This is a genomic window from Comamonas sp. CMM02 (genome assembly GCF_014851485.1).
Taxonomy (GTDB): Bacteria; Pseudomonadota; Gammaproteobacteria; order Burkholderiales; family Burkholderiaceae_C; genus Comamonas; species Comamonas avium.
On the sequence record NZ_JACUZW010000007.1, the window covers coordinates 68,611 to 89,121 of the forward strand.

Below are 20,511 nucleotides of genomic sequence, written 5' to 3' on the forward strand. Positions count from 1 at the left end.
TCACTGGGACTTTTTTTGTCATGGCCTAGTTGCGAAATAAATCGAGAATCCGGCTGCGCTCTTCCGGAGGGGGCGCTTCCGTTGGTTCTGCAGGGTTGAAACTGCTGTCCATGCCTATGCTGGTAACTGCAGACCCTCCTGTGAACTCATCAAAGAACCACTCACCGCCCATGTTCACAACACCTTCCGGAACGGGATATGTGGCAACAGGCACATCTTTCAGCGCATGCTGCATAAAACTGATCCATATCGGGAGGCTTAATCCACCACCGGTTTCTCTGGAGCCGAGGTTGCGAGGGTTGTCATAACCAATCCAGGTGATAGCTGCCAGGGTGGGCTGGAATCCAGCAAACCATGCATCTACGGCATCGTTGGTAGTTCCGGTCTTGCCATACAGGTCAGGGCGTTTGAGTGTGGCCTGCGCACGAGCGGCTGTCCCAGATTTTGCGACGGTTTGCAACATGCTGTTCATGACAAACGCGTTGCGAGGCTCAATCGCGCGTTGCTGTTGTTCCAAAGGCTTAGGCACATATTCAGACAAGATGCGGCCTTTGTGATCGGTGATTTTTGAGATCAGCCAAGGATTGATGCGGTAGCCACCATTTGCAAACACAGAAAAAGCGGTGGCCATTTGCATCGGGGTCACGGCACCAGCACCCAGCGCCATGGTCAGATAGGCAGGATGGCGGCTGGCATCAAAGCCAAAGCGTGTGATCCACTCTTGTGTGAATTTGGGCGTGGTGAAGTCTAAAATCCGAATCGATGGAATGTTCCTGGACTTGGCCAGAGCAGTCCGTACGGTCATGGGGCCTTCAAACTTGTTGTCGTAGTTGCGCGGCTCCCAGGGCTGTCCTCCTGTGACACCAGAGCCAAAGAACAAGGGGGCATCATTCACCATGGTGGCCGGGCCAACGCCCTTCTCTAATGCCGCAGAGAATATGAATGGCTTGAACGATGAACCAGGCTGACGCCACGCTTGTGTGACGTGGTTGAATTTATTTTTTTGAAAATCAAATCCACCCACTAGCGCACGAATAGCGCCGGTACGGGGTTCAACAGCCACGAAAGCGCCTTCAACTTCTGGCAGCTGCGTAGCTGACCATTTGCCTTTTGCCGTCTCAATGACCCGGATTACCGCGCCTTGACGAATTTTGATGTTAGGCGCGGCTTTGTCGCTCAGTCCCGATTCCACGGGTTTGAGTCCGTCACCTGTAATAACCAGCGTCTCTCCATCAGGCCGCTGAACCGTCAATGATTTTGCGCTGGCCTCCAATACAACGGCGGCCAGTACATTGCCATTGTCTGGGTGCTGTGCGAGGGTGTCATCGATGACATCTTCCCTGGCCTCTTTGTCATTGGGTAGTGCAATGAACTTTTCGGGGCCTCGATAGCGTTGGCGACGCTCATAGTCCATGATGCCCTTGCGCAAAGCTGCATATGCAACCTCTTGCTCGCTGGCGTTAAGTGTGGTGTAGACATTCAAGCCACGTGTGTAGGCCTCGTCTCCATACTGTGCGTAGACCAGTTGGCGCGCCATCTCCGCCACGTAGTCGGCATTCACTCTGTCGCTGTGGCTGGCGTTGCGAAGTTGAAGCGGCTCATCGCGGGCAACACGTGCCTGTTCAGCGGTGATGAAGCCGTTTTCTGCCATGCGCTCAATGATGTAGAGCTGGCGGATGCGGGCGCGCTTAGGGTTGCTGATGGGGTTGTAGGCCGAAGGAGCCTTTGGCAGGCCTGCAAGCATGGCAGCCTCGGCAATCGTGACATCTTTCAGCGGCTTGCCAAAATACACCTCGCTTGCAGCAGCAAAACCGTAGGCACGATGTCCAAGAAAAATCTGGTTCATATAGATTTCCAGAATTTTCTCTTTGGATAAAAGGTGTTCTAGCTTAAAAGTGAGTAGAACCTCATAAATTTTCCGGGTGTATGTTTTCTCGGTAGATAAATACACATTGCGCGCAACTTGCATCGTAATTGTGGACGCGCCTTGGCTTTTTACCTTGCCGAGGTTGGCCAAGGCAGCGCGTAGCATGCCTTTGTAGTCCACGCCACCATGCTCGAAAAAACGCGTGTCTTCGATGGCCAGAACAGCATCGACCATGACTTTGGGGATTTCATCAATCGGCGTGAGGGTCCGTCGCTCTTCGCCAAATTCCCCAATCAAGGCCCCTTCGGCTGAATAGACGCGCAAAGGCAGCTTGGGGCGGTAGTCCGCCAGCTCTGAGACGTCAGGCAAGTTGGGGTAGGCCATGGCAAGCGCTACAGCGATCACCATGGCTAAGGCCAACGCGCCAGCGACTGCAAGCCCTAGCAGCCAGATGATGGCGCGTAAAAGCCAGTGTTTACGGGGGGGCGGCGTTGAATTTTTGGAAGATTGCTTCGAGCTGGATTCGGGAGAGGTAGGCATGACGCTCCACTCAAATGGGGAATGGCATTATAGAAAATGGCCTGTTGTTCTGTCGCTCCAAGGGTGTGTGGCAGAGCGATGTGGGAAGAAGGGATGGCTGATAAGGATCAAGCCGTGTTCTTTTGACAACGATAGCGTGTGCAGAGGGTGTGAAGTCCACTTGGTCGATTTATATCCTTGCTGCTAGCATGTGTTGAAATTGCTAATTTCTATATCAAGATGAAACGGGAGGGGGGCTGTGATCTCTATAGGATCCCTTTTTAAGCGGCCGCCATCGCCGCTTATAGGTTTGGATATCAGTTCCTCTGCTATCAAGCTGGTCGAACTGAACCGGGATGGTCAAGGCACGTGGATCCTGGAGCGCTGTGCTTCAGAGCCTCTGGAGCTCGATTGGATTGTTGGTGGCAACATCGAAAAATTTGATGAAGTCGCTGAAGCACTCAAGCGATTGCTAAAAAGAAGTGGAACACGAACAAAGAATGTAGCGCTAGCGCTTCCACATTCTTCAGTGATTGCCAAAAAAATCGTTTTGCTAGGCAGCTTAAGCGAACAAGAGCTTGAAGTTCAGGTGGAATCGGAGGCCAGTCAATACATACCGTTTCCTCTGGACGAAGTCAGCTTAGATTTCTGTGTCATGGGCCCCAATGCAAAAAATCCGGGTGATGTGGATGTTTTGCTGGCCGCTACCCGCAAAGAAAAGGTAGAAGAGCGCAATAACTTGGCAGTATTGGTTGGTTTAAAACCTGTTGTCATGGATGTTGAATCCTACGCCTCGCGATTGGCCGCTGGCCGCTGGCTTGAGCAGCCGCACGTCAAAGATGAAGATTTGATTGCGCTGGTTAAAGTGGGGGCTCGTCAATTTAGCCTGCAAATCGTGCGGGGAGACGAAATACTGCATGACAGCGAGCAAGGGTTTGGCGGCGCGCAATTGACGCAATTGATTGCTCGGCAGTATGGCATCAGCAGTGAAGAAGCAGAGCTGAAAAAACGCACTGGCGATTTGCCCGCAGATTATGCCGATTCAGTGCTTTCTCCCTTTGTATTAAGCCTTGCACAAGATGTAGTGAGGGCTCTGCAATTCTTTTTTACCAGCACTCCTTATCACAGTGTGCAACATATCGCGATGTTTGGAGGAAGCGCGGGTGTGCAGGGGTTAGTGAAGGCGGTTCAGGAGCAGGCCGGTGTACCAGTGCATCTACTGAATCCATTTGATGGAATGAAGCTGGGTGCTACTGTGCACCAGAGTAAATTAAAAAATGAGGCTCCGATGTACCTGACTGCATGCGGTTTGGCGATGCGGAGGTTTTACTCGTGATACTGATTAATCTGCTGCCTCATAGAGAAGTTGCACGTAAACGACGCAAGGAAGCTTTTCAAGTCACGATGTTTGCTTCGGTGATTGCAGGTTTACTGGTTGCTGCGCTGGTGTATTGGTGGTTTCAGCTGCAAATTGAAGAACAGCAAAGCCGCAATGCTTACATGCAGTCAGAAATCACAGTGCTGAACCAGAAAATCAAAGAAATTGAAGGGCTTGAAGGCGAAATAACGGCCCTCAGAGAGAGGCAAAAAGCGGTAGAGGACTTGCAAGCCAATCGGAATCTTCCTGTGCATTTACTCAATGAACTCGTTCGGCAGTTGCCAGAGGGTTTATATATTACCTCGCTGAAACAAAATGGCTTGCTGGTGGAGATGAAGGGGATTGCTCAATCAAATGAGCGTGTTTCGGAGGTATTGAGAAATCTTTCAGGTGGGACTCCTTGGTTTAGAAGCCCTAATCTCAAGGAAATTGTTGCCGGGTCTGTCGTATTGTCTCCCAAGGATCAGAGGAAGGTTGTGAACTTCACCTTGAATTTCTCCTTGGTACTGCCAGAGAGCACAATAAAAACAGAGCTTGCTTCTCCGCCTGCAGTTAAAGGGGGTAAACAGCAATGAATACCTCCAAAAAGAATATTTCAATTGACTTGATGGGGTACGTAGAAACTCTCAAGGAGCAATTTCAAGACTTGGATCCGAAAGATCCTTCTTTGTGGCCTGTAATTCCAAAGGTTTTGCTTTGCGCTGTGATTTCATTGTTTACGGCGGGGGCTGCATGGTATTTTTATTTGAGTGGTTTTGAAGAAGATCTACAGCGTGAGCGTGGTGTCGAGGTTGCATTGCGAGCTGATTTTGAAAAAAAACTGCTGAAGGCTGTCAGTCTTGACGGGTTGAAAAAGCAGAGAGAGCAGGTGCAGCAGTCTGTGATTCAGCTAGAGAAGCAATTACCAAGCAAGTCGGAGATGGCTGCGCTGCTGTCCGACATTAATCAGGCGGGTCTGGGGCGTAGCTTGCAGTTTGAACTGTTTAAGCCTGGCACTGAAGCTGTGCAGGACTACTACGCTGAACTACCCATTTCGGTTCGTGTTTCTGGGAATTTTCATGATATGGGGCTGTTTGCTTCAGATATTTCCCATTTGTCACGTATTGTGACTTTGAATAATGTTTCTATTACTCCGAAAGGCTCTGATGGGACATTATTGCTGGACGCCACAGCCAAAACCTACAGATATTTGGATTCAGAAGAGATAAAGTCCCAGAGTAAAACGCAGAAGTCTAAAGCGCAGAAGTCCAGGGCCAAAGGAGCTGCGAAATGACGCCTAGAAGTTCTTTGAGGTTTTTTGGCCTTTGCGTGTTGCTTGCTCTGACGGGTTGCTGGGGAGGTGATCATGATGATCTGAGGCAGTGGGTTGCTTCACAGAAATCAACAGCTAAACCGCGCATACAAACGCTTAAAGAGCCTTCTGTTTTCACTCCTCAAGCCTACATTGCTTCAAATGAGCTTGATCCTTTTAACATGCTTAAACTGACTCAGGTTTTAAGCAGAGAAGCTGCAAAAAATACATCCAATATGGGATTGTTGCTCGCAGAGCAGAGCCGCCGCAAAGAAGAGCTGGAAAGCTATCCGCTGGATAGCATGGCCATGGTCGGTAGTTTGCAAAAAGAGGGCCAAAATACTGCCCTGCTTCGGGTCAATCAACTCATTTATCAGGTGAAAGCTGGTAACTATCTTGGTCAGAACTATGGCCGCATTGTGCAAATTGGGGAAAGCAGTTTAAAGCTGAGAGAAATTATTCAAGATGCCACGGGAGACTGGGTGGAAAGAATAACTACGCTTGATCTGCAAGAGGGGAGTAAGTAATGCAGCATAAAAAAAATGGGTTGACTGTTCGTTGCTTGGCTATGGCGATTGCAACATTCTTCTCAACCATGGCTTGGGCTGCCAGTGTGCAATCGGTAACGGGCTCCATGCAAGGCGGAGGTGAGGTCGTACGCATTGAGCTCACCGAACCTCTGGCAGAGCCTATTACGGGTTTTGCGATTCAGTCGCCTGCAAGGATTGCCTTGGATTTTCCTGGTACGAGCAATGGCATGGGACAGTCTTTGGTAGAAATTCAGCAGGGGAATTTGAGTACTGCCAATGTGGTTGAGGCCTCGGGGCGAACGCGGGTTGTCTTGAATTTGAAGACTGCTACGACCTACCGCACTGAAATTAACGGAAATTCCGTATTGGTGTTTTTAGATCCTACGAAGCAAGCCTCGGCCATGCAGCCGCCGTCATCCTCAAACCGTCGCTTGATACCCTCTTCAGAGGAGCAGGCCGGAAACGTCGTTCTCAAGGATATTGATTTCCGACGAGGCAGCGACGGTGCAGGGCGTTTGGTTGTCAACTTGGGTTCTGCGATGGTGAATGCTGATGTTCGCCAAGAAGGCAAGGGCCTGACCATCGAGTTAATGAAAACCAGCTTGCCTGAGGGATTACGCCGGCGTTTGGACGTCATTGACTTTGCAACGCCTGTGCAGACGATTACTGCCAGTCAGAGTAAGGACAGGGTGCGGCTGCAGGTGGATGCCAAAGGCGATTGGGAACACAGTGCCTATCAAAGTGATAGCCAGTTTGTGGTGGAAGTACGTCCAAAGAAAGTTGACCCCAGTAAGTTAACCAGTGGGCCGGGATTTAAGGGGGAGAGACTTTCGCTGAATTTTCAAAATATTGAAGTGCGCTCACTGTTGCAAGTAATCGCAGATTTCACGAATTTCAACATCGTCACGTCTGATACCGTCGGCGGTTCACTGACCTTGCGGCTGAAAGATGTGCCGTGGGACCAAGCGCTCAATATCATCATGGAAGCCAAGGGCTTGGGGATGAAGAAAAGCGGCAATGTGCTGTGGATTGCGCCAAAGGATGAAATTGATGAGCGAACAAAGCGCGACTATGAATCTGCACGCAATATTGAACAGCTGGAGCCGCTGCGCACTCAGGGCTTTCAGATCAATTACGCCAAAGCGGAGGAGCTGAAAAAGCAGATCGCGGATAACAGCGGCAGCAGCGAAGCCAGTACGCGTTTCTTGTCTGCACGAGGTTCTGCCATTGCAGAACCTCGGACCAATCAGCTGTTTGTGACAGATACGCCAAGCAAGCTGGAAGAAATTGCCAATTTGCTTAAAAAATTAGACGTCCCTGTGCGTCAGGTGCTGATTGAGGCGCGTATTGTTGAGGCCCGTGATACGTTTGGGCGCTCACTCGGTGTGAAATTCGGTGGCGGCTATGAGCGTGCTGGCCGTGGCAGTGTGGGCAGTGGCTATGACAGCTTTGGTACAAGCAACAGTGCGCCTTTTGTCAATTTGCCGGCAGGACTTTCCACGGGTGGCTCAGCAAGCACGCTGGCCTTGAGTATTTTTAACTCCGGGTTGACGCGTTTCTTGTCCCTGGAGCTGTCTGCGATGGAAGCAGAAGGCGTTGGTAAAGTGATTTCAAGCCCGCGTTTGTTGACCGCAGATCAGACCCAGGCGGTCATTGAACAAGGTACGGAGTACCCTTACACACAAACAGCGCCCAATGGTGCAACCACTGTGGCGTTCAAAAAAGCTGTGTTGAAGCTGGAAGTAATGCCTCAGATTACGCCAGAGGGAAACATCATTTTGGATCTGGATCTCAACAAAGACTCTCGTGGAGAAACGACTCTGCAAGGTGTTGCCATTGATACCAAACATATCAAAACCCAGGTGCTGGTTGAAAACGGTGGCACGGTGGTGATTGGCGGTATTTTTGAAATGGAAGAAACCAATCAGGTGAGCAAGGTGCCTGTGCTGGGAGATATTCCAGTCATGGGTAATTTGTTCAAGAGCCGGACTCGCGAATCGACAAAGCGTGAAATGCTAGTCTTCATCACCCCCCGTATGGTGACGGATGCAATTGCTCGCAACTAACGCGGCGGTGTAGGCGACAATCAAAGACCGCCCAAGGGCGGTCTTTGTGTATCTGTGAATCAGGAAGTTGCTGTGCACTTTTCTCTCATTGGCCTTCCGGGGTCAGGAAAATCGACCATTGGGCGCCATTTGGCGCGGCTGTGGAAACTGCGCTTTGTAGACACTGACCACGTGATTGAGCAGCGCCTGGGTTGCAGTATCAAGGCGTTTTTTGCGGCGCAGGGTGAAGCCGCGTTCAGAGACATTGAGTCGCAGGTACTGGCTGAGTTGTTGCAGCAGGATCAGGTCTGTGTTTTGTCGACCGGTGGAGGTGCCATCTTGCGGGCCCAAAACCGAGAGGTGTTAAAAGCCCGAAGCACTGTGTTTTATCTGCAGTCCTTGCCAGAAGATATCGCTCGCCGTTTGCGCAATGACACCACGCGGCCGCTGATGCAGGGAGATGACCCGCTCAAGAGGCTGCACACATTGCTGCAAGAGCGTGGGCCGCTGTACTTGGAAACCGCGCACTATGTGATTGATGCAGCCAGGCAGAATGCCTCTCAAGTCAGCCGCAAAATTTGCATGCAGGCGGAGCTGGCTGGTTTACTGCCTGGACACGGGATCTGCAATGCAATCGAAGATTGAAGGTATAAATACGTGGAATGCTTGGATTTCCAAGCAATGATGAACCATCCCCCCAAGGCCGTTTTCGGCCTTGTTTGTTTGTAGAGATGATTGCCGTGACACAACAGAGCCAAACCGTCCACATTGATTTGGGTGATCGTTCCTATCCCATAGTGATTGCTGCAGATTTGTTGGCGCGGTCTTCCACCTATGCGCAGTGTCCTCCTGCGGCACAGGCGCTGATTGTCACTAACTCCACCGTTCAGCCGCTCTATGCCGCGCAGCTCAAAGCCGCTTTAGAAAGTAAATACCAGCAAGTGCATACCGTGGTGCTGCCCGATGGTGAAGCACATAAAGACTGGCAGACGCTGAATCTGATTTTTGATGGCTTGCTGAGTAAAGGCTGCGACCGCAAGACGGTGCTTTTTGCTTTGGGCGGTGGTGTCGTTGGAGATATGACAGGTTTTGCTGCTGCCAGCTACATGCGCGGAGTGCCGTTTGTGCAGGTGCCAACCACGCTGTTGTCGCAGGTGGACTCCAGTGTCGGGGGTAAAACAGCCATCAACCACCCTTTGGGCAAAAACATGATTGGTGCTTTTTATCAGCCCCAATTGGTGGTGTGTGATTTGGCATCACTGGATACGTTGCCTGCGCGTGAAGTGTCAGCAGGTTTGGCCGAAATCATCAAATACGGTCCGATTGCGGATATGGAGTTTTTTGAGTGGCTGGAAGCACATATGGATGCACTGCGCAGCTTAGAGCCCGCAGCGCTCATGCACGCTGTCAAGCGCAGTGTAGAAATTAAAGCCTGGGTGGTCGGCCAAGATGAAAAAGAAGCGGGGCTGCGCGCCATTTTGAATTTTGGTCATACTTTTGGGCATGCTATTGAAGCGGGCATGGGCTATGGCAACTGGTTGCATGGTGAAGGTGTTGGGGCAGGCATGGTCATGGCTGCACACTTGTCACAAAGGCTGGGCTTGGTCGATGCCAGCTTTGTAGACCGGCTGACGCTGTTGATTGCACGTGCAGGCCTGCCCACCCGCGGTGCCGTGATCGATGCTACCGATAACGCAGGGGCATACCTGGAGCACATGCGCGTGGATAAAAAAGCACAAGCGGGTGAGATTCGCTTCGTGCTGATAGACGGCCTTGGCAACGCCACCATGCGCTCTGCGCCCGATAGCTTGGTGCGCGAAGTCATTGATGCCTGCTGCATGCAAGGCGTCGGTATTCAAGGCTGATAAAAAGATAGTTTCTTGCGCTTTTCAATCAGCGCTGGCGTGTTTTGTATTCAAAGAGAAAGCTGCCTGTGCAATTGCTTTTATCCCCTTGGGCTTGCCAACCGCAAGAAACACGTGGGCGCAGATATTTTGAGGCCGCTGCACCAACGCGCACGGAGCACCAGCGGGATCGTGATCGCATCGTGCATTCCAGTGCCTTTCGGCGTCTGGTCTACAAAACACAGGTTTTTGTGAACCATGAGGGCGATCTGTTTCGCACGCGGCTGACTCATTCACTGGAGGTCGCGCAGCTGGGGCGCTCCATTGCTCGCCCTCTGGCGCTGAACGAAGACTTGGTCGAAGCCATTTGCCTGGCACATGATTTGGGGCACACCCCTTTTGGACATGCAGGACAAGATGAGCTCAATGCTTGCATGCAGGGCTTGGGTGGCTTTGAGCACAATTTGCAAAGTCTGCGGGTTGTGGATGCGCTGGAAGAACGCTATCCCCAATACGACGGAATCAATCTCACGTTTGAAACGCGTGAGGGCATCCTCAAGCATTGCTCACGCGCGAATGCACTGAAGCTTGAGGCGCAGGAGCCCGGCGGCGTTGCTGCCCGCTTCTTGAGCGGACAGCAAACCTCGCTGGAAGGGCAGTTGGCCAATCTGGCAGATGCAATTGCCTACAACGCCCACGATGTGGATGACGGTGTGCGCTCTGGCTTGATCAGCGTCGAGCAACTGCAAGCAGTGCCTTTGTTTGCACACTTTCATGCACAGGCCTTGATGGAATATCCACAGCTGGCTCAGCCAGAGGCGGACAGGCGTTTGCTGTATGAAACCATTCGCCGCATGCTCAGTGCGCAGGTGTACGACGTGATTGGCACGACCCGCCAGCGTATCGAGCGAGCCGGTGTGCAAAGCGCTGATGAGGTACGAGCCTGTGGACAGCGGCTGGTAAGTTTCAGCCCCGATATGCAGGCGCAGTCGCAAGCGCTGAAGCATTTCTTGTTTCACCAGCTGTATCGTCACGTGCAGGTCATGCAGACCATGGATGCTGCAAGACAAGTCGTTCGTGAATTGTTTGATGCCTACCTGCAGCAACCGAGCATGATGAAGCCGCGCTACGCGTTGCGTGCGCAGCAGGCGGGCAGTGCAGCCGCGCAGGCACGGGTGGTGGCAGACTTTGTGGCGGGGATGACAGACCGGTATGCCGCCAAAGAGCATGAGCGCATCACGGGCCAGCGTCTGCTGGCTTAAGCTGGGGACAAGAGCATGCGCGAGAGAGAACTTGCGCTGGGGCAACAGCCAATCGCTATGTGGGCTGCAGCAAAGCCTGTGCTTGGCTAAAATTTGAAACACAACACAAAAGGGGGCATGGTGCCCCCATTTGTTTTTGGGGCCAATACATGACCGATACCACCACAGAACTTGCCTTTCCTGAAGACGTCGTCATCGCAGATACGGTGCGCTGGCTGGAGAAGGCCGTGATCGGCCTGAACCTGTGCCCATTTGCCAAAAGCGTACATGTCAAAGGCCAAATCCACTATGTGGTCAGCCAGGCCAGCGATGCTGAGGGCGTTGCCATTGATCTACACCGCGAGTTAGAGGCTCTGGCAGAAAGCTCGCCAGAAAAGCGCGACACCACGCTGCTGATCCTGCCGCAGGCCTTCGCAGAGTTCTTGGACTTCAACGATTTCACTGAGCTGGCCGACGACTTGGTCGAAGAGCTGGATTTGGGCGGTATTTTGCAGGTGGCCTCTTTCCACCCGTTGTTCCAGTTTGAAGGCACGGATGTGGACGACGTCACCAACTGCACCAATCGTGCGCCTTACCCCATCTTGCATTTGCTGCGAGAAGACAGCATTGACAAGGCGGTTGAAGCGTTTCCTGAGGCGGAGATGATCTACGAGCGCAATATGCAGGTGCTGGGAGAAATGGGCATTGAAGGCTGGCTGGATCTGGATCTGGCTGCGCGCTGCCCGGTCGCGCTGCGGGATACGGATGAGGCCGCCACTGAGAAGAAATAATGAGTAAGCACAACAAGGCCGCCAAAGGCCAGACCGCCAGCGCCAAGCCCGCTGTCCAGGATATTGCAGCCCAGCTGGAGTTGAAGCCAGGTCAAAGCATTGAGTTACTGAAGGCACTGCACATTCTGACGCGTGACGGCAAGCTCAACCAAGACTCGCGCCGCAAGCTCAAGCAGGTCTACCACCTCTACCAATTCATTGAACCTATCTTGCAAGAGTTGGGCAAAGAGGGGCAGGCAGTGACCCTGGCCGACCATGGCGCCGGCAAGTCATACCTTGGCTTTATCTTGTATGACCTGTACTTCAAGCCGCAAGGCCAAGGCAGTATTTACGGCATTGAGACCCGTGCGCCCTTGGTGGAAGCTTCGCAAAAACTGGCCGCTGAACTGGGTTTTGAGCGGATGCATTTTCTGAACATGTCGGTAGCCGAATCCACGCGCGCCGACTTCATGCCTGAACGTTTTGACGTGGTGACTGCCTTGCATGCTTGCGATACGGCAACCGATGACGCCATTGCATTTGGCCTGCAAAAGAAAGCCAAAGCCATGGTGCTGGTGCCGTGCTGTCAGGCAGAGGTTGCTGCTTGTTTGCGGCAGACCAAGGCGCTCAGCCTCACACGCACGCCACTGGCTGAATTGTGGCGCCACCCCATTCATACCCGTGAGATGGGCAGCCAGATTACCAATGTGCTGCGCTGCCTGTATTTGGAGGCGTGTGGCTACCAGGTCACGGTAACCGAGCTGGTAGGCTGGGAGCACAGCATGAAAAATGAGCTGATCGTGGCACGATACACCGGCCATAAAAAGCGCAGCGCTGCAGAGCGTCTGCAGCAGCTTTTGACAGAGTTCGGACTCGAGAGCTTGGCGCAACACCGTTTTTCGCTACCCGCACAAACGAGCTGAATTTATTTAAAGTATAGCTTTAAGCGCTTAACTGGCTTGGTTTTCACTATGTTTATTAGTTGAAAGTCAAGACAGTTAAGCGCTTTTTGCTATGTAAATTAATTCTCCAACTCACCAAAGAGTGTTTAACAAAATTTATAGAAGTGTTGTTCTTGATGTTTTTTGTTAATCGATGATTTTGCCGATTTCACAGGTAAGTGCCGTCTTGCACGAAGCGTCAAGAATTCTTAAGTCGCTCTAGGGTGCCATCCTATTTCATTGTGTATTTTTTGTGAGTAGATTAGTATTTATGTAGTTTTTCAATCTATACCGTTTATCGATTGAATTTATCTATTAATCGACCACTTACCTGTGCAGGTGCACTTATGAAAATGCGTAACCTTTCCAAAGTGATGACGACTCTGGGCATCACCTCGTTTGCAGTCAGTGCGTTTGCGCAGCAAGCGGCTCCAGCAATGGCTCCACAGGCAGCACCGACAACTGCTCCACAAGCGGTGCCAGCAGTGGCTGCGCAAGCAATGGCACCTGTCGGTTTAAATCAGGTCGTTGAGCGCGCGATCACATCGCATCCGGAAATCAATGCGCGCTACCAAGATTTTGTCTCTACGCTGGAAGATCAGAACATTGCACGTGCTGGCTGGCGTCCCAGCATTACGGCCCAGGCTTGGACGGGTCGCGAGTGGCGCAGCAATATTGAAAATGCACCCTCATACGACTGGAACCGTCCAGGCTGGAATGTGGAGTTGCGCCAGCTGATTTTTGATGGTGGAGCAACATCGAACCGCATTCGCCAATTTGGCTTTGAAAAGCTGTCCAAATACTACGATTTGCACGCGACCTCCAACAACCTGGCCAACGAGGCGGTGGCGGCCTATCTGGACGTGCAGCGTTATCGCTCCATGCAAGCACTGGCTCAAGAGAATTTCTCCATGCACGCGGCCACGCTGGGCCAGCTGCGCGAACGTCAGGAGTCTGGCGTAGGCCGCGGTGTCGACATGGAGCAGGCAAGTGGCCGCCTGTCCTTGGCGCAGACCAACTTGATGACGGAGAGCAATAACCTCAACGACGTGACACAGCGTTTTCGCCGTGTAGTCGGTGAATATCCTGCAGCCCAATTGCCTGCTGTTCCAGAGGTCACCGGAGGCTTGCCGGTGATTGGCCAGACGCAAAATTTTGAAGAGTCACTGCGGGTGAATCCCGCCATCTTGTCCAAGCAGGCTTTGGTGCAAGCGGCGCAGGCGGGTGAAAAAGTAGCCAAGGCCGCCGGGTACGCGCCGACACTGGATGTGCGTGCCTCAACCGGGCGAGATCGTGAACAGCCTGGCGCGTTGTATCGCGACGTGCAAAGCTCGCGCGTCCAGTTGATGCTGACTTATCCGATCTACCGCGGCGGTGCAGATTCGGCGCGTATTCGTCAGACTGCCGCACAAGGCTATGCGGCACAGGATGTTCGCGATTACACCTGCCGTAACGTGCAGCAGGAGCTGTCGGTGGCATGGAACAACATTGTCCGCTTGCGCCAGCAACTGCCTTTCTTGCGTGAGCATGAGCTCTCCACTTCCAAGGTGCGCGTTGCCTACATGCAGCAATTTCGCATTGGTCAGCGCTCCTTGCTGGACTTGCTGGACACCGAAAACGAATTGTTCGATGCACGGCGAGCCATGATCAATGCCGACTATGACCTGAAGAAAGCAGAGTACTACTGGCTGGCTCTTTCCAACCAGGTTTTGCCTAATTTGGGGTTAGTACAACCCCATCGCGATGCAGAGCCTGAAGAGCAACAGGCGCTGGTCTTACCTGACGAGCCGTTGCGCGCCTGCATGGATACATTGCCTGACACAAGTAACTTGACACCTGTGGCTTTGAAACAAATGCCCAAATAAGGCGCGTGACCTGCGCAAAGTACGATTCACTGAAGCTCTTGTGTAAGCAAGCATGCAAGCATGGTTGCTTACCTCGAGGGAGGGCGGTATGGCTCATAAAGATATAAAAGACGAGCCTCACAAAGGCAAACAGAATTTTTCAGCACTTGATGAGGATTTCATCCGTGTGCTGGAAGATTTGATTGACGCATTGCTGACCAATGGGACATTGCGCCTGACGGATCTGCCCCCGCATGCCCTGGCCAAGCTCAATGAGCGCAAGAAGGAGCGAGATCGACTGCGCAACTCGCTAGACCTCATGCCCGACGATGACATTTTGATCTGACACGCAAGAGGTATCTATGAACGCACCTAAAGATGCGCCGTCGGGTTCAATGCAGTCTGCAGATGTAGCTGATGGTGGTTCGCCCGCCGCACCAGCGAACAACTTTCGTTTGCCGCCACACAGCACGCAAGACGATCCGTTGCTGATGTGTCTGGTGGAGCTAACGCGTATTCACGGAACGCCATGTTCGGCGCAAGCGCTGAGCAGTGGGCTGCCCTTGGTGGGCAATCGTTTAACCCCCTCCTTGCTTGAGCGTGCAGCAGCACGGGCGCGCTTTACGACGCGCATTGTGAGGCGTGAATTAAATGAGGTGCCTGCAGGGTTGCTGCCAGCGATCTTGCTGCTGAAAAATAACCGTGCTGCGCTTTTGCTGCAGCAGCTGGATGCACAGCGTTTTCTGGTGCAGTTTCCGGAGGCCGCCAGCCCTGTGGAGGTTCCAGCTGCAGATTTGCTGGACATGTACTCGGGCTACCTGTGCTTTGTACGACCTCAATTTCGATTTGAAAAGCGCGCAGAGCAAGGCTTAAAAAACAGTAGCGAACATTGGTTTTGGGCTGCGGTACTGGGTAGCAAGCGGTTTTATCGCGATGCCTTTCTTGCTGCAGTACTGATCAACTTGTTTGCACTGGCGATTCCATTGTTCAGCATGAATGTGTACGACCGTGTTGTGCCGAACAACGCAGTGGAAACGCTGTGGGTGTTGGCCATTGGTGTGAGCTTGATTCTGGGGTTCAACTTTGTACTGACCACAGCACGCGCATATGTCGTGGATACGGCAAGCAAGCGTATTGACGTGGCTTTGTCCGCACAAATCATGGAGCAGGTTCTGGATTTGCGCATGGAAAGCAGGCCAGCGTCGGTGGGCTCTTTTTCTGCCAATCTGCGCTCTTTCGAATCGGTGCGCGACTTTATCGCCTCTGCAAGCCTTACCACCTTGGTGGACCTTCCATTTGTCTTGCTCTTCCTGGTGGTTCTGGCCTGGATATCTCCGTGGATGCTGATTCCGCCGATTGTGGCCATTTTGGCTGTGCTGCTGGTTTCTTTCTATGCCCAGGCGAGCCTTGAGAGTTTGACGATCAAAACGTTTCAGGCCGTATCGCAGCGCAATGCATTACTGGTTGAAACCCTGACGAATCTGGATGCAGTGAAGACGCTCAACGCACAAGGCGGTGTGCAGCGGCTGTGGGAAAGTGCCACTCAATACATTGCTTTTGTTGGCGGCAAGATCAAACTGATTTCTGCGGCCAACGTGAATTTTGTGCAGACCATGCAGCAACTGGTCACCGTAGCGGTGGTGATTATCGGTGTCTACCTGGTTCAGGCTACGGAGCTGTCGATGGGTGGGATCATTGCCGCGTCAATGATCTCCGGGCGGTGTATTGCTCCTTTGGGCCAGGTTGCGGGGCTGATGATGCAGTACCACAACGCCAAGACATCGCTGTCGTCGATCGACAACTACATGAAGATGCCTGTTGAACATGGCAAGGAGCGTGACTTTGTTTCACGTCCCGTACTGCATGGGGGCATTGAGTTTCGGAATGTGAGCTTTAGCTACCCCAAGTCTGATCAGCTTGCCTTAAGCGGCGTGAGCTTTGTGATCAAGCCTGGTGAAAAGGTGGGCGTGATCGGGCGCATCGGGTCTGGAAAAACAACGCTGGAAAAACTTATCTTGGGGCTGTACCAGCCGCAAGAGGGCGCGATCTTGATTGATGGCGTCGATGTACGGCAGATTGACCCCATAGATTTGCGCCGCTCGATTGGGCATGTGCCCCAAGACCCCATGCTTTTTTATGGCAGCCTCAAGCACAACTTGCTCGTTGGCGCACCTTATGCGACAGAAGCTGACATGCTGCATGCCGCGCGCATAGCTGGGGTAGATGAATTCGCAGCAGAGCACCCGCAGGGCTATGAAATGCCGATTGGCGAGCGGGGTGAGTCTTTATCTGGAGGGCAGCGCCAGTCCATTGCGGTGGCCCGGGCACTGATTCAGGACCCGCCCATCTTGTTGCTCGATGAACCCAGTAGCAACTTGGACAACCAGAGTGAGGCTTTGCTCAAGACCCGACTGAAAGAAAGCAGCGGTGACAAAACGATTGTCTTGGTCACACACCGAACTGCTTTGCTGGAGCTGGTTGACCGCCTGATTGTCATTGATGCCGGCAAAGTGGTCGCAGATGGAGCTAAGGAGCAGGTGATTGAGGCGCTGAAGTCAGGGCGTATTGCTCGTGCAGGAGGTCGCTCATGAACAAGCCCGAGACCAGTAAAAAAACATGGCGAGAGCGTTGGGAAAATTGGTTGCTGCAAGGTGACTCCCAGATGACGGGCCTGCAGCAAGATGATTTGATTGCAGATGCGCAATGGGCAGCCGGTCAGCAGCAAGCCAAGGGCTCACGCCTGCTGCTGTGGGGTGCACTGCTTGCTGTTGTGGTGTTGTTGATCTGGGCGTGTGTTGGCCACATTGACGAAGTTGTGCGCGGCCAAGGCAAAGTTGTGCCCTCTCGGCAGGTGCAGGTCATTCAAAGTCTGGATGGGGGCATCGTCGAGGAAATCTTGGTTCGACCGGGGGAGCACATCGAATTGGGGCAGGTGTTACTGCGCATTGACCCTACGCGTTTTACATCTTCATTGGGCGAAAGCAAGGCAGAAGTACTGGCACTGAAAGCCAAGGCTGCGCGTTTGGAGGCATTGGCTACAGGTGATGTCTTTAAGGTGCCAGAAGATGTGATGAGAGACGCCCCACAGATCGTGCAGATGGAGCGGCGTTTTTGGGAAACCAAAACTCAGGAGCTTGACACCACCATCAGTATTGCAAGAGATCAACTGAACCAGCGGCAGCAGGAGCTGCGGGAAACAGCTGCCAACCGTGATCAAGCCACATCCAGCTGCAGTTTGACGTCTGAAGAGCTGGCTGTAACCCGGCCATTACTCAAGAGCGGAGCGGTTTCCGAGGTTGATTTGCTGCGCTTGCAGCGTGATGTGGCTCGTTTTTGTGGCGAGGCCAAAGCGGCAGGTGCGCAAATTGGGCGTATCCAGGCAGCGATTCAGGAGGCGCAGCGCAAAGTGCAAGAAGCGGAGCTCAATGTGCGCAACCTGGCTCGCGTGGAGCTGTCAGAGACAAAGTCCAAACTTTCTACCTTGGAGCAAGGGCAGCTTGCGCTGGCAGATCGGGTCAAGCTGGCAGAAGTACGCTCTCCTGTGCGTGGAACAGTCAATACCTTGATGGTCAATACCGTCGGCGGTGTAGTCCAGCCTGGCAAAGACATCCTTGACATCGTGCCCATGGATGACAGTTTGCTGCTGGAGGTGCAGGTCAATCCCAAAGACATCGGATTTTTGCATTTTGGACAGAAAGCAGAGGTCAAATTTACGGCCTATGACTTCGCCATCTATGGAGGCTTGACCGGCAAGGTAGAGCAAATTGGAGCGAACACCATTACGGATGAACGGGGTAACTCGTACTACATCGTGAAGGTGCGAACGGACAAGGTGCATGTGGGAGATAACTCGCGCCCGATCATCCCAGGCATGCAGGCTGAAGTGCATGTTCTGACTGGGCGGCGCACGTTGATGCAGTACTTGCTGAAACCTATTTTGAGAGCCAAAGCGAATGCTTTGACCGAGCGTTGAGCTTGTCTTCTTTATGCATGTGAGGAAAAGATGCAAGTACAGCCTATTTTGATCGTGACGAGGGATGCTGGCCTGTGGGAAAGATGGCAACTTTTGTCAGAAGCAGGAAAGAAGCCGTATCGAGGCGTTGATTTACAAGACGTCTTGCACTGGAAGTCCATGGGCAATCACCTGGTGATTGTGGATATGGCGTTGCTCAAGCAATCCAATGCCCAAGATGGGTGGCAACAGTATTTCGATGGTTTGCGTGTGCTGGTGCTCAGCGCCCACATGAGTGACGCTGAAGGGCAGCTGGTGCTGGCAAAAGGTGCCTGCGGCTATGCGCATACGCATTTGTCAAATGACGCCTTGGTGCTGATTGTCAACAGCATCGATACAGGCGCAATCTGGCTGGGCCGCAGTCTCTTGCAGAGAATGCTGCAAGACATTGAGCAGCGCTTACCGGTGATCACCGAGAGTGACTGGGCTCGGTTGCTTTCAGTGCGAGAAAAAGAGGTGGCCCGACTTGCTTCGACCGGACACAGCAACGCAGAAATAGCACAGCAATTGCTGATCACCGAAAGAACCGTGCGTGCACATTTGTCTTCAGTATTTGAAAAATTGCATGTGGATGACCGTCTCAAGCTGGCGCTCAAAGTGCATGGCATACAGCGCTAGCTGCTGGCGCTGTTTGTAGGAGAAAGCAGCTGCCTGATTGTGCGAATTGAGCAGCTTTGATTGTCATCTTTTGAGGGCAAATCCATAAAGAGCAAGCCTAACCGTCCAAGCGGTTGATCTATTGGCTTTGCCGCCAATAGCTTTGCAAGTATCCATTTCCTAATATTTCTCCAAGGGCGGCGCTTTGGCGCCACTAGTGTTCACCTTTTGGAGAGATGTGATGGCAAATACTTCTGCATTGATTACCAAGTTGGAAGGTCAGGCCTGGGTTCGCAATAGTGATGGCAGCTTGCAGCCATTGCGTGTTGGAATGCGCATCCCCATTGATGCAGACATCGTCACAGCGGCAGGAAGCCAGCTGTCTCTTCAGGGTAATGAAGATGGTGTTCTTCAGATTGCAGCAGATCAGCAGCTCAAGCTGTCTGAGGATTTATTTCAAGCGGCAGAGCCGAGCGAAGCGGCCATCGCCAATCCGGTAGATGCAGATGTCAATGCATTAATCACAGCGTTGAATGATGGGCAAGACCCTCTGGCAGAGCTGGACCCTACAGCGGCGACGCTTTCTGGTGGTGAAGGTGCAGGCAGCACCTATGTGCGGCTTGCCAGTGTGATCGAACGGACCACACCCTTAGCGCTGCAATATCCTCGCTCCATTTCCGCTGGCACTGAAAACTTCATCTCTGGTGGGGTGGTAGCTCAAGATGATGAACCAGCCCCTCCAGCGCAGGCCAGCATCGGATCAGATGCCCAGACAGTCTATGAGGCAGGGCTGGGTAATGAAGCGACAAGCGAAACAAGCAGCGGCACTTTCAGCGTAAGTGCCAGCGATGGTATTGCCTCAATCACCATCGGTGGTGTGAGCTACTCACTGGCTCAACTCAAGGGCAATGTGGCACTACTGCCCCCTGTGAACACACCTGACGGCACGATCAAAATCACGGGCTTTGTCTCGGATGCTGGCAACCAAAATGGCACCGTCAGCTATGAATACACGCTCACGGCAGCTCAGGCGCATGCCAGCGGTGATGGCAATAACACACTGACTGACACCATTGCTGTGGGTGTGGTGGGTTCGGGCGGTGTGACTAGTACGGGCGAAATTGTTATCACCATCGTGGACGACGTGCCGGTGGTGACGCTGTCTGGAGCGGCGAGCGTGGTGGAAGGGGCAGCAGCCATCACCGGGGCGTGGAACCTGGCGGCAGGTGCCGATGGTGTGACACCGGCCAACTTCACGATCTCGATCGACGGAGGTGCTGCACAGACGGTGGCGTACGGCACGGGCATCAACACCGGCAAGGGCACGTTGACGATCAATGCCAACAACACATGGAGCTTTGTGCCCGCCAGTGGTCTGAACAACGCCGGCGGCGTGAATGTGAACTTCACACTCAGTGCCAAGGATGGCGACAACGACACCAGCAGCGCTACGCACACCATCTCGGTGACCGATGGTCCCGGCCCGGTGGTCTCGGGCCCCAACGGCGGGGTCATCACCCTGGCGCTGGATGACCAGAACCTGGCTGGCGGCAGTACGCCTGCCAACCCTGACTTTGCCCAAGATGCCATCACCTTTACGGCAGGCTCGGATGCGATTGCCTCGCTGAAGTT

17 protein-coding genes are annotated in these 20,511 nt (G+C 52.9%); 16 read left to right on the top strand and 1 reads right to left on the bottom strand.

The annotated features are described in order from the left end of the window. Positions 1-25: 25 nt before the first annotated feature. Positions 26-2,407, bottom strand: coding sequence for a penicillin-binding protein 1A (locus IB213_RS17530; protein WP_191724212.1), 2,382 nt, complete (start codon positions 2,405-2,407; stop codon positions 26-28). Positions 2,408-2,645: 238 nt separating this feature from the next. Between IB213_RS17530 and IB213_RS17535 the strand changes: the two genes are divergently transcribed. From IB213_RS17535 to IB213_RS17610, 16 genes are all read left to right on the top strand, one after another. Then, positions 2,646-3,722 (top strand): pilus assembly protein PilM, encoded by a 1,077-nt coding sequence (locus tag IB213_RS17535; protein WP_191724211.1) that lies wholly within the window; start codon positions 2,646-2,648, stop codon positions 3,720-3,722. Further along, positions 3,719-4,339: a PilN domain-containing protein gene (locus tag IB213_RS17540; protein WP_192408143.1), complete on the top strand. Its 621-nt coding sequence runs from the start codon at positions 3,719-3,721 to the stop codon at positions 4,337-4,339. Before IB213_RS17535 ends, IB213_RS17540 begins: the two co-directional genes overlap by 4 nt. Next, on the top strand, positions 4,336-5,037 hold the full coding sequence (locus IB213_RS17545; protein ID WP_192408120.1) for a type 4a pilus biogenesis protein PilO: 702 nt from the start codon (positions 4,336-4,338) through the stop codon (positions 5,035-5,037). The genes IB213_RS17540 and IB213_RS17545 overlap by 4 nt, the downstream gene beginning before the upstream one ends. Then, complete coding sequence (locus IB213_RS17550) at positions 5,034-5,582, top strand: pilus assembly protein PilP (RefSeq protein WP_192408121.1); 549 nt, start codon at positions 5,034-5,036, stop codon at positions 5,580-5,582. The genes IB213_RS17545 and IB213_RS17550 overlap by 4 nt, the downstream gene beginning before the upstream one ends. After that, positions 5,582-7,651 (top strand): type IV pilus secretin PilQ, encoded by a 2,070-nt coding sequence (gene pilQ / locus IB213_RS17555; RefSeq protein WP_191724207.1) that lies wholly within the window; start codon positions 5,582-5,584, stop codon positions 7,649-7,651. Before IB213_RS17550 ends, pilQ begins: the two co-directional genes overlap by 1 nt. A gap of 72 nt (positions 7,652-7,723) precedes the next feature. After that, the gene (locus tag IB213_RS17560; protein ID WP_370551236.1) at positions 7,724-8,275 is read left to right on the top strand and encodes a shikimate kinase; all 552 of its coding nucleotides are present in this window, start codon (positions 7,724-7,726) and stop codon (positions 8,273-8,275) included. A gap of 95 nt (positions 8,276-8,370) precedes the next feature. Then, positions 8,371-9,495, top strand: a complete 1,125-nt coding sequence (gene aroB / locus IB213_RS17565; RefSeq protein WP_318244930.1) for a 3-dehydroquinate synthase — start codon at positions 8,371-8,373, stop codon at positions 9,493-9,495. Positions 9,496-9,569: 74 nt separating this feature from the next. Further along, on the top strand, positions 9,570-10,736 hold the full coding sequence (locus IB213_RS17570) for a deoxyguanosinetriphosphate triphosphohydrolase (protein WP_192408146.1): 1,167 nt from the start codon (positions 9,570-9,572) through the stop codon (positions 10,734-10,736). Positions 10,737-10,885: 149 nt separating this feature from the next. Continuing rightward, on the top strand, positions 10,886-11,506 hold the full coding sequence (locus IB213_RS17575; protein ID WP_192408123.1) for a DUF1415 domain-containing protein: 621 nt from the start codon (positions 10,886-10,888) through the stop codon (positions 11,504-11,506). Further along, positions 11,506-12,408, top strand: coding sequence for an SAM-dependent methyltransferase (locus tag IB213_RS17580; protein WP_192408125.1), 903 nt, complete (start codon positions 11,506-11,508; stop codon positions 12,406-12,408). The genes IB213_RS17575 and IB213_RS17580 overlap by 1 nt, the downstream gene beginning before the upstream one ends. A 518-nt stretch (positions 12,409-12,926) precedes the next feature. Beyond that, the gene (locus tag IB213_RS17585) at positions 12,927-14,291 is read left to right on the top strand and encodes a TolC family outer membrane protein (RefSeq protein WP_370551237.1); all 1,365 of its coding nucleotides are present in this window, start codon (positions 12,927-12,929) and stop codon (positions 14,289-14,291) included. Between the two features lie 88 nt (positions 14,292-14,379). After that, complete coding sequence (locus IB213_RS17590; RefSeq protein WP_191724203.1) at positions 14,380-14,616, top strand: hypothetical protein; 237 nt, start codon at positions 14,380-14,382, stop codon at positions 14,614-14,616. A gap of 49 nt (positions 14,617-14,665) precedes the next feature. After that, positions 14,666-16,861, top strand: a complete 2,196-nt coding sequence (locus IB213_RS17595; protein WP_192408147.1) for a type I secretion system permease/ATPase — start codon at positions 14,666-14,668, stop codon at positions 16,859-16,861. 71 nt (positions 16,862-16,932) lie between these two features. Next, positions 16,933-18,243, top strand: coding sequence for an HlyD family type I secretion periplasmic adaptor subunit (locus IB213_RS17600; protein WP_225214240.1), 1,311 nt, complete (start codon positions 16,933-16,935; stop codon positions 18,241-18,243). A 159-nt stretch (positions 18,244-18,402) separates the two neighbouring features. Continuing rightward, a complete protein-coding gene (locus IB213_RS17605) occupies positions 18,403-18,900 on the top strand; it encodes a response regulator transcription factor (protein ID WP_225561184.1) in 498 nt (165 codons plus the stop codon). A 220-nt stretch (positions 18,901-19,120) separates the two neighbouring features. Further along, positions 19,121-20,511 (top strand): retention module-containing protein (locus IB213_RS17610; RefSeq protein ID WP_192408137.1); only part of this gene is annotated, 1,391 nt, incomplete at its 3' end.

Coding starts and splice junctions, on each gene's coding strand:
- IB213_RS17600 (WP_225214240.1), top strand. CDS start 16,933: ATGACGGGCCTGCAGCAAGATGATTTGATTGCAGATGCGCAATGGGCA.
- IB213_RS17590 (WP_191724203.1), top strand. CDS start 14,380: ATGGCTCATAAAGATATAAAAGACGAGCCTCACAAAGGCAAACAGAAT.
- IB213_RS17605 (WP_225561184.1), top strand. CDS start 18,403: ATGGGCAATCACCTGGTGATTGTGGATATGGCGTTGCTCAAGCAATCC.
- IB213_RS17550 (WP_192408121.1), top strand. CDS start 5,034: ATGACGCCTAGAAGTTCTTTGAGGTTTTTTGGCCTTTGCGTGTTGCTT.
- IB213_RS17580 (WP_192408125.1), top strand. CDS start 11,506: ATGAGTAAGCACAACAAGGCCGCCAAAGGCCAGACCGCCAGCGCCAAG.
- IB213_RS17595 (WP_192408147.1), top strand. CDS start 14,666: ATGCAGTCTGCAGATGTAGCTGATGGTGGTTCGCCCGCCGCACCAGCG.
- pilQ (WP_191724207.1), top strand. CDS start 5,582: ATGCAGCATAAAAAAAATGGGTTGACTGTTCGTTGCTTGGCTATGGCG.
- IB213_RS17585 (WP_370551237.1), top strand. CDS start 12,927: ATGGCACCTGTCGGTTTAAATCAGGTCGTTGAGCGCGCGATCACATCG.
- IB213_RS17545 (WP_192408120.1), top strand. CDS start 4,336: ATGAATACCTCCAAAAAGAATATTTCAATTGACTTGATGGGGTACGTA.
- IB213_RS17530 (WP_191724212.1), bottom strand. CDS start 2,407: ATGCCTACCTCTCCCGAATCCAGCTCGAAGCAATCTTCCAAAAATTCA.
- IB213_RS17575 (WP_192408123.1), top strand. CDS start 10,886: ATGACCGATACCACCACAGAACTTGCCTTTCCTGAAGACGTCGTCATC.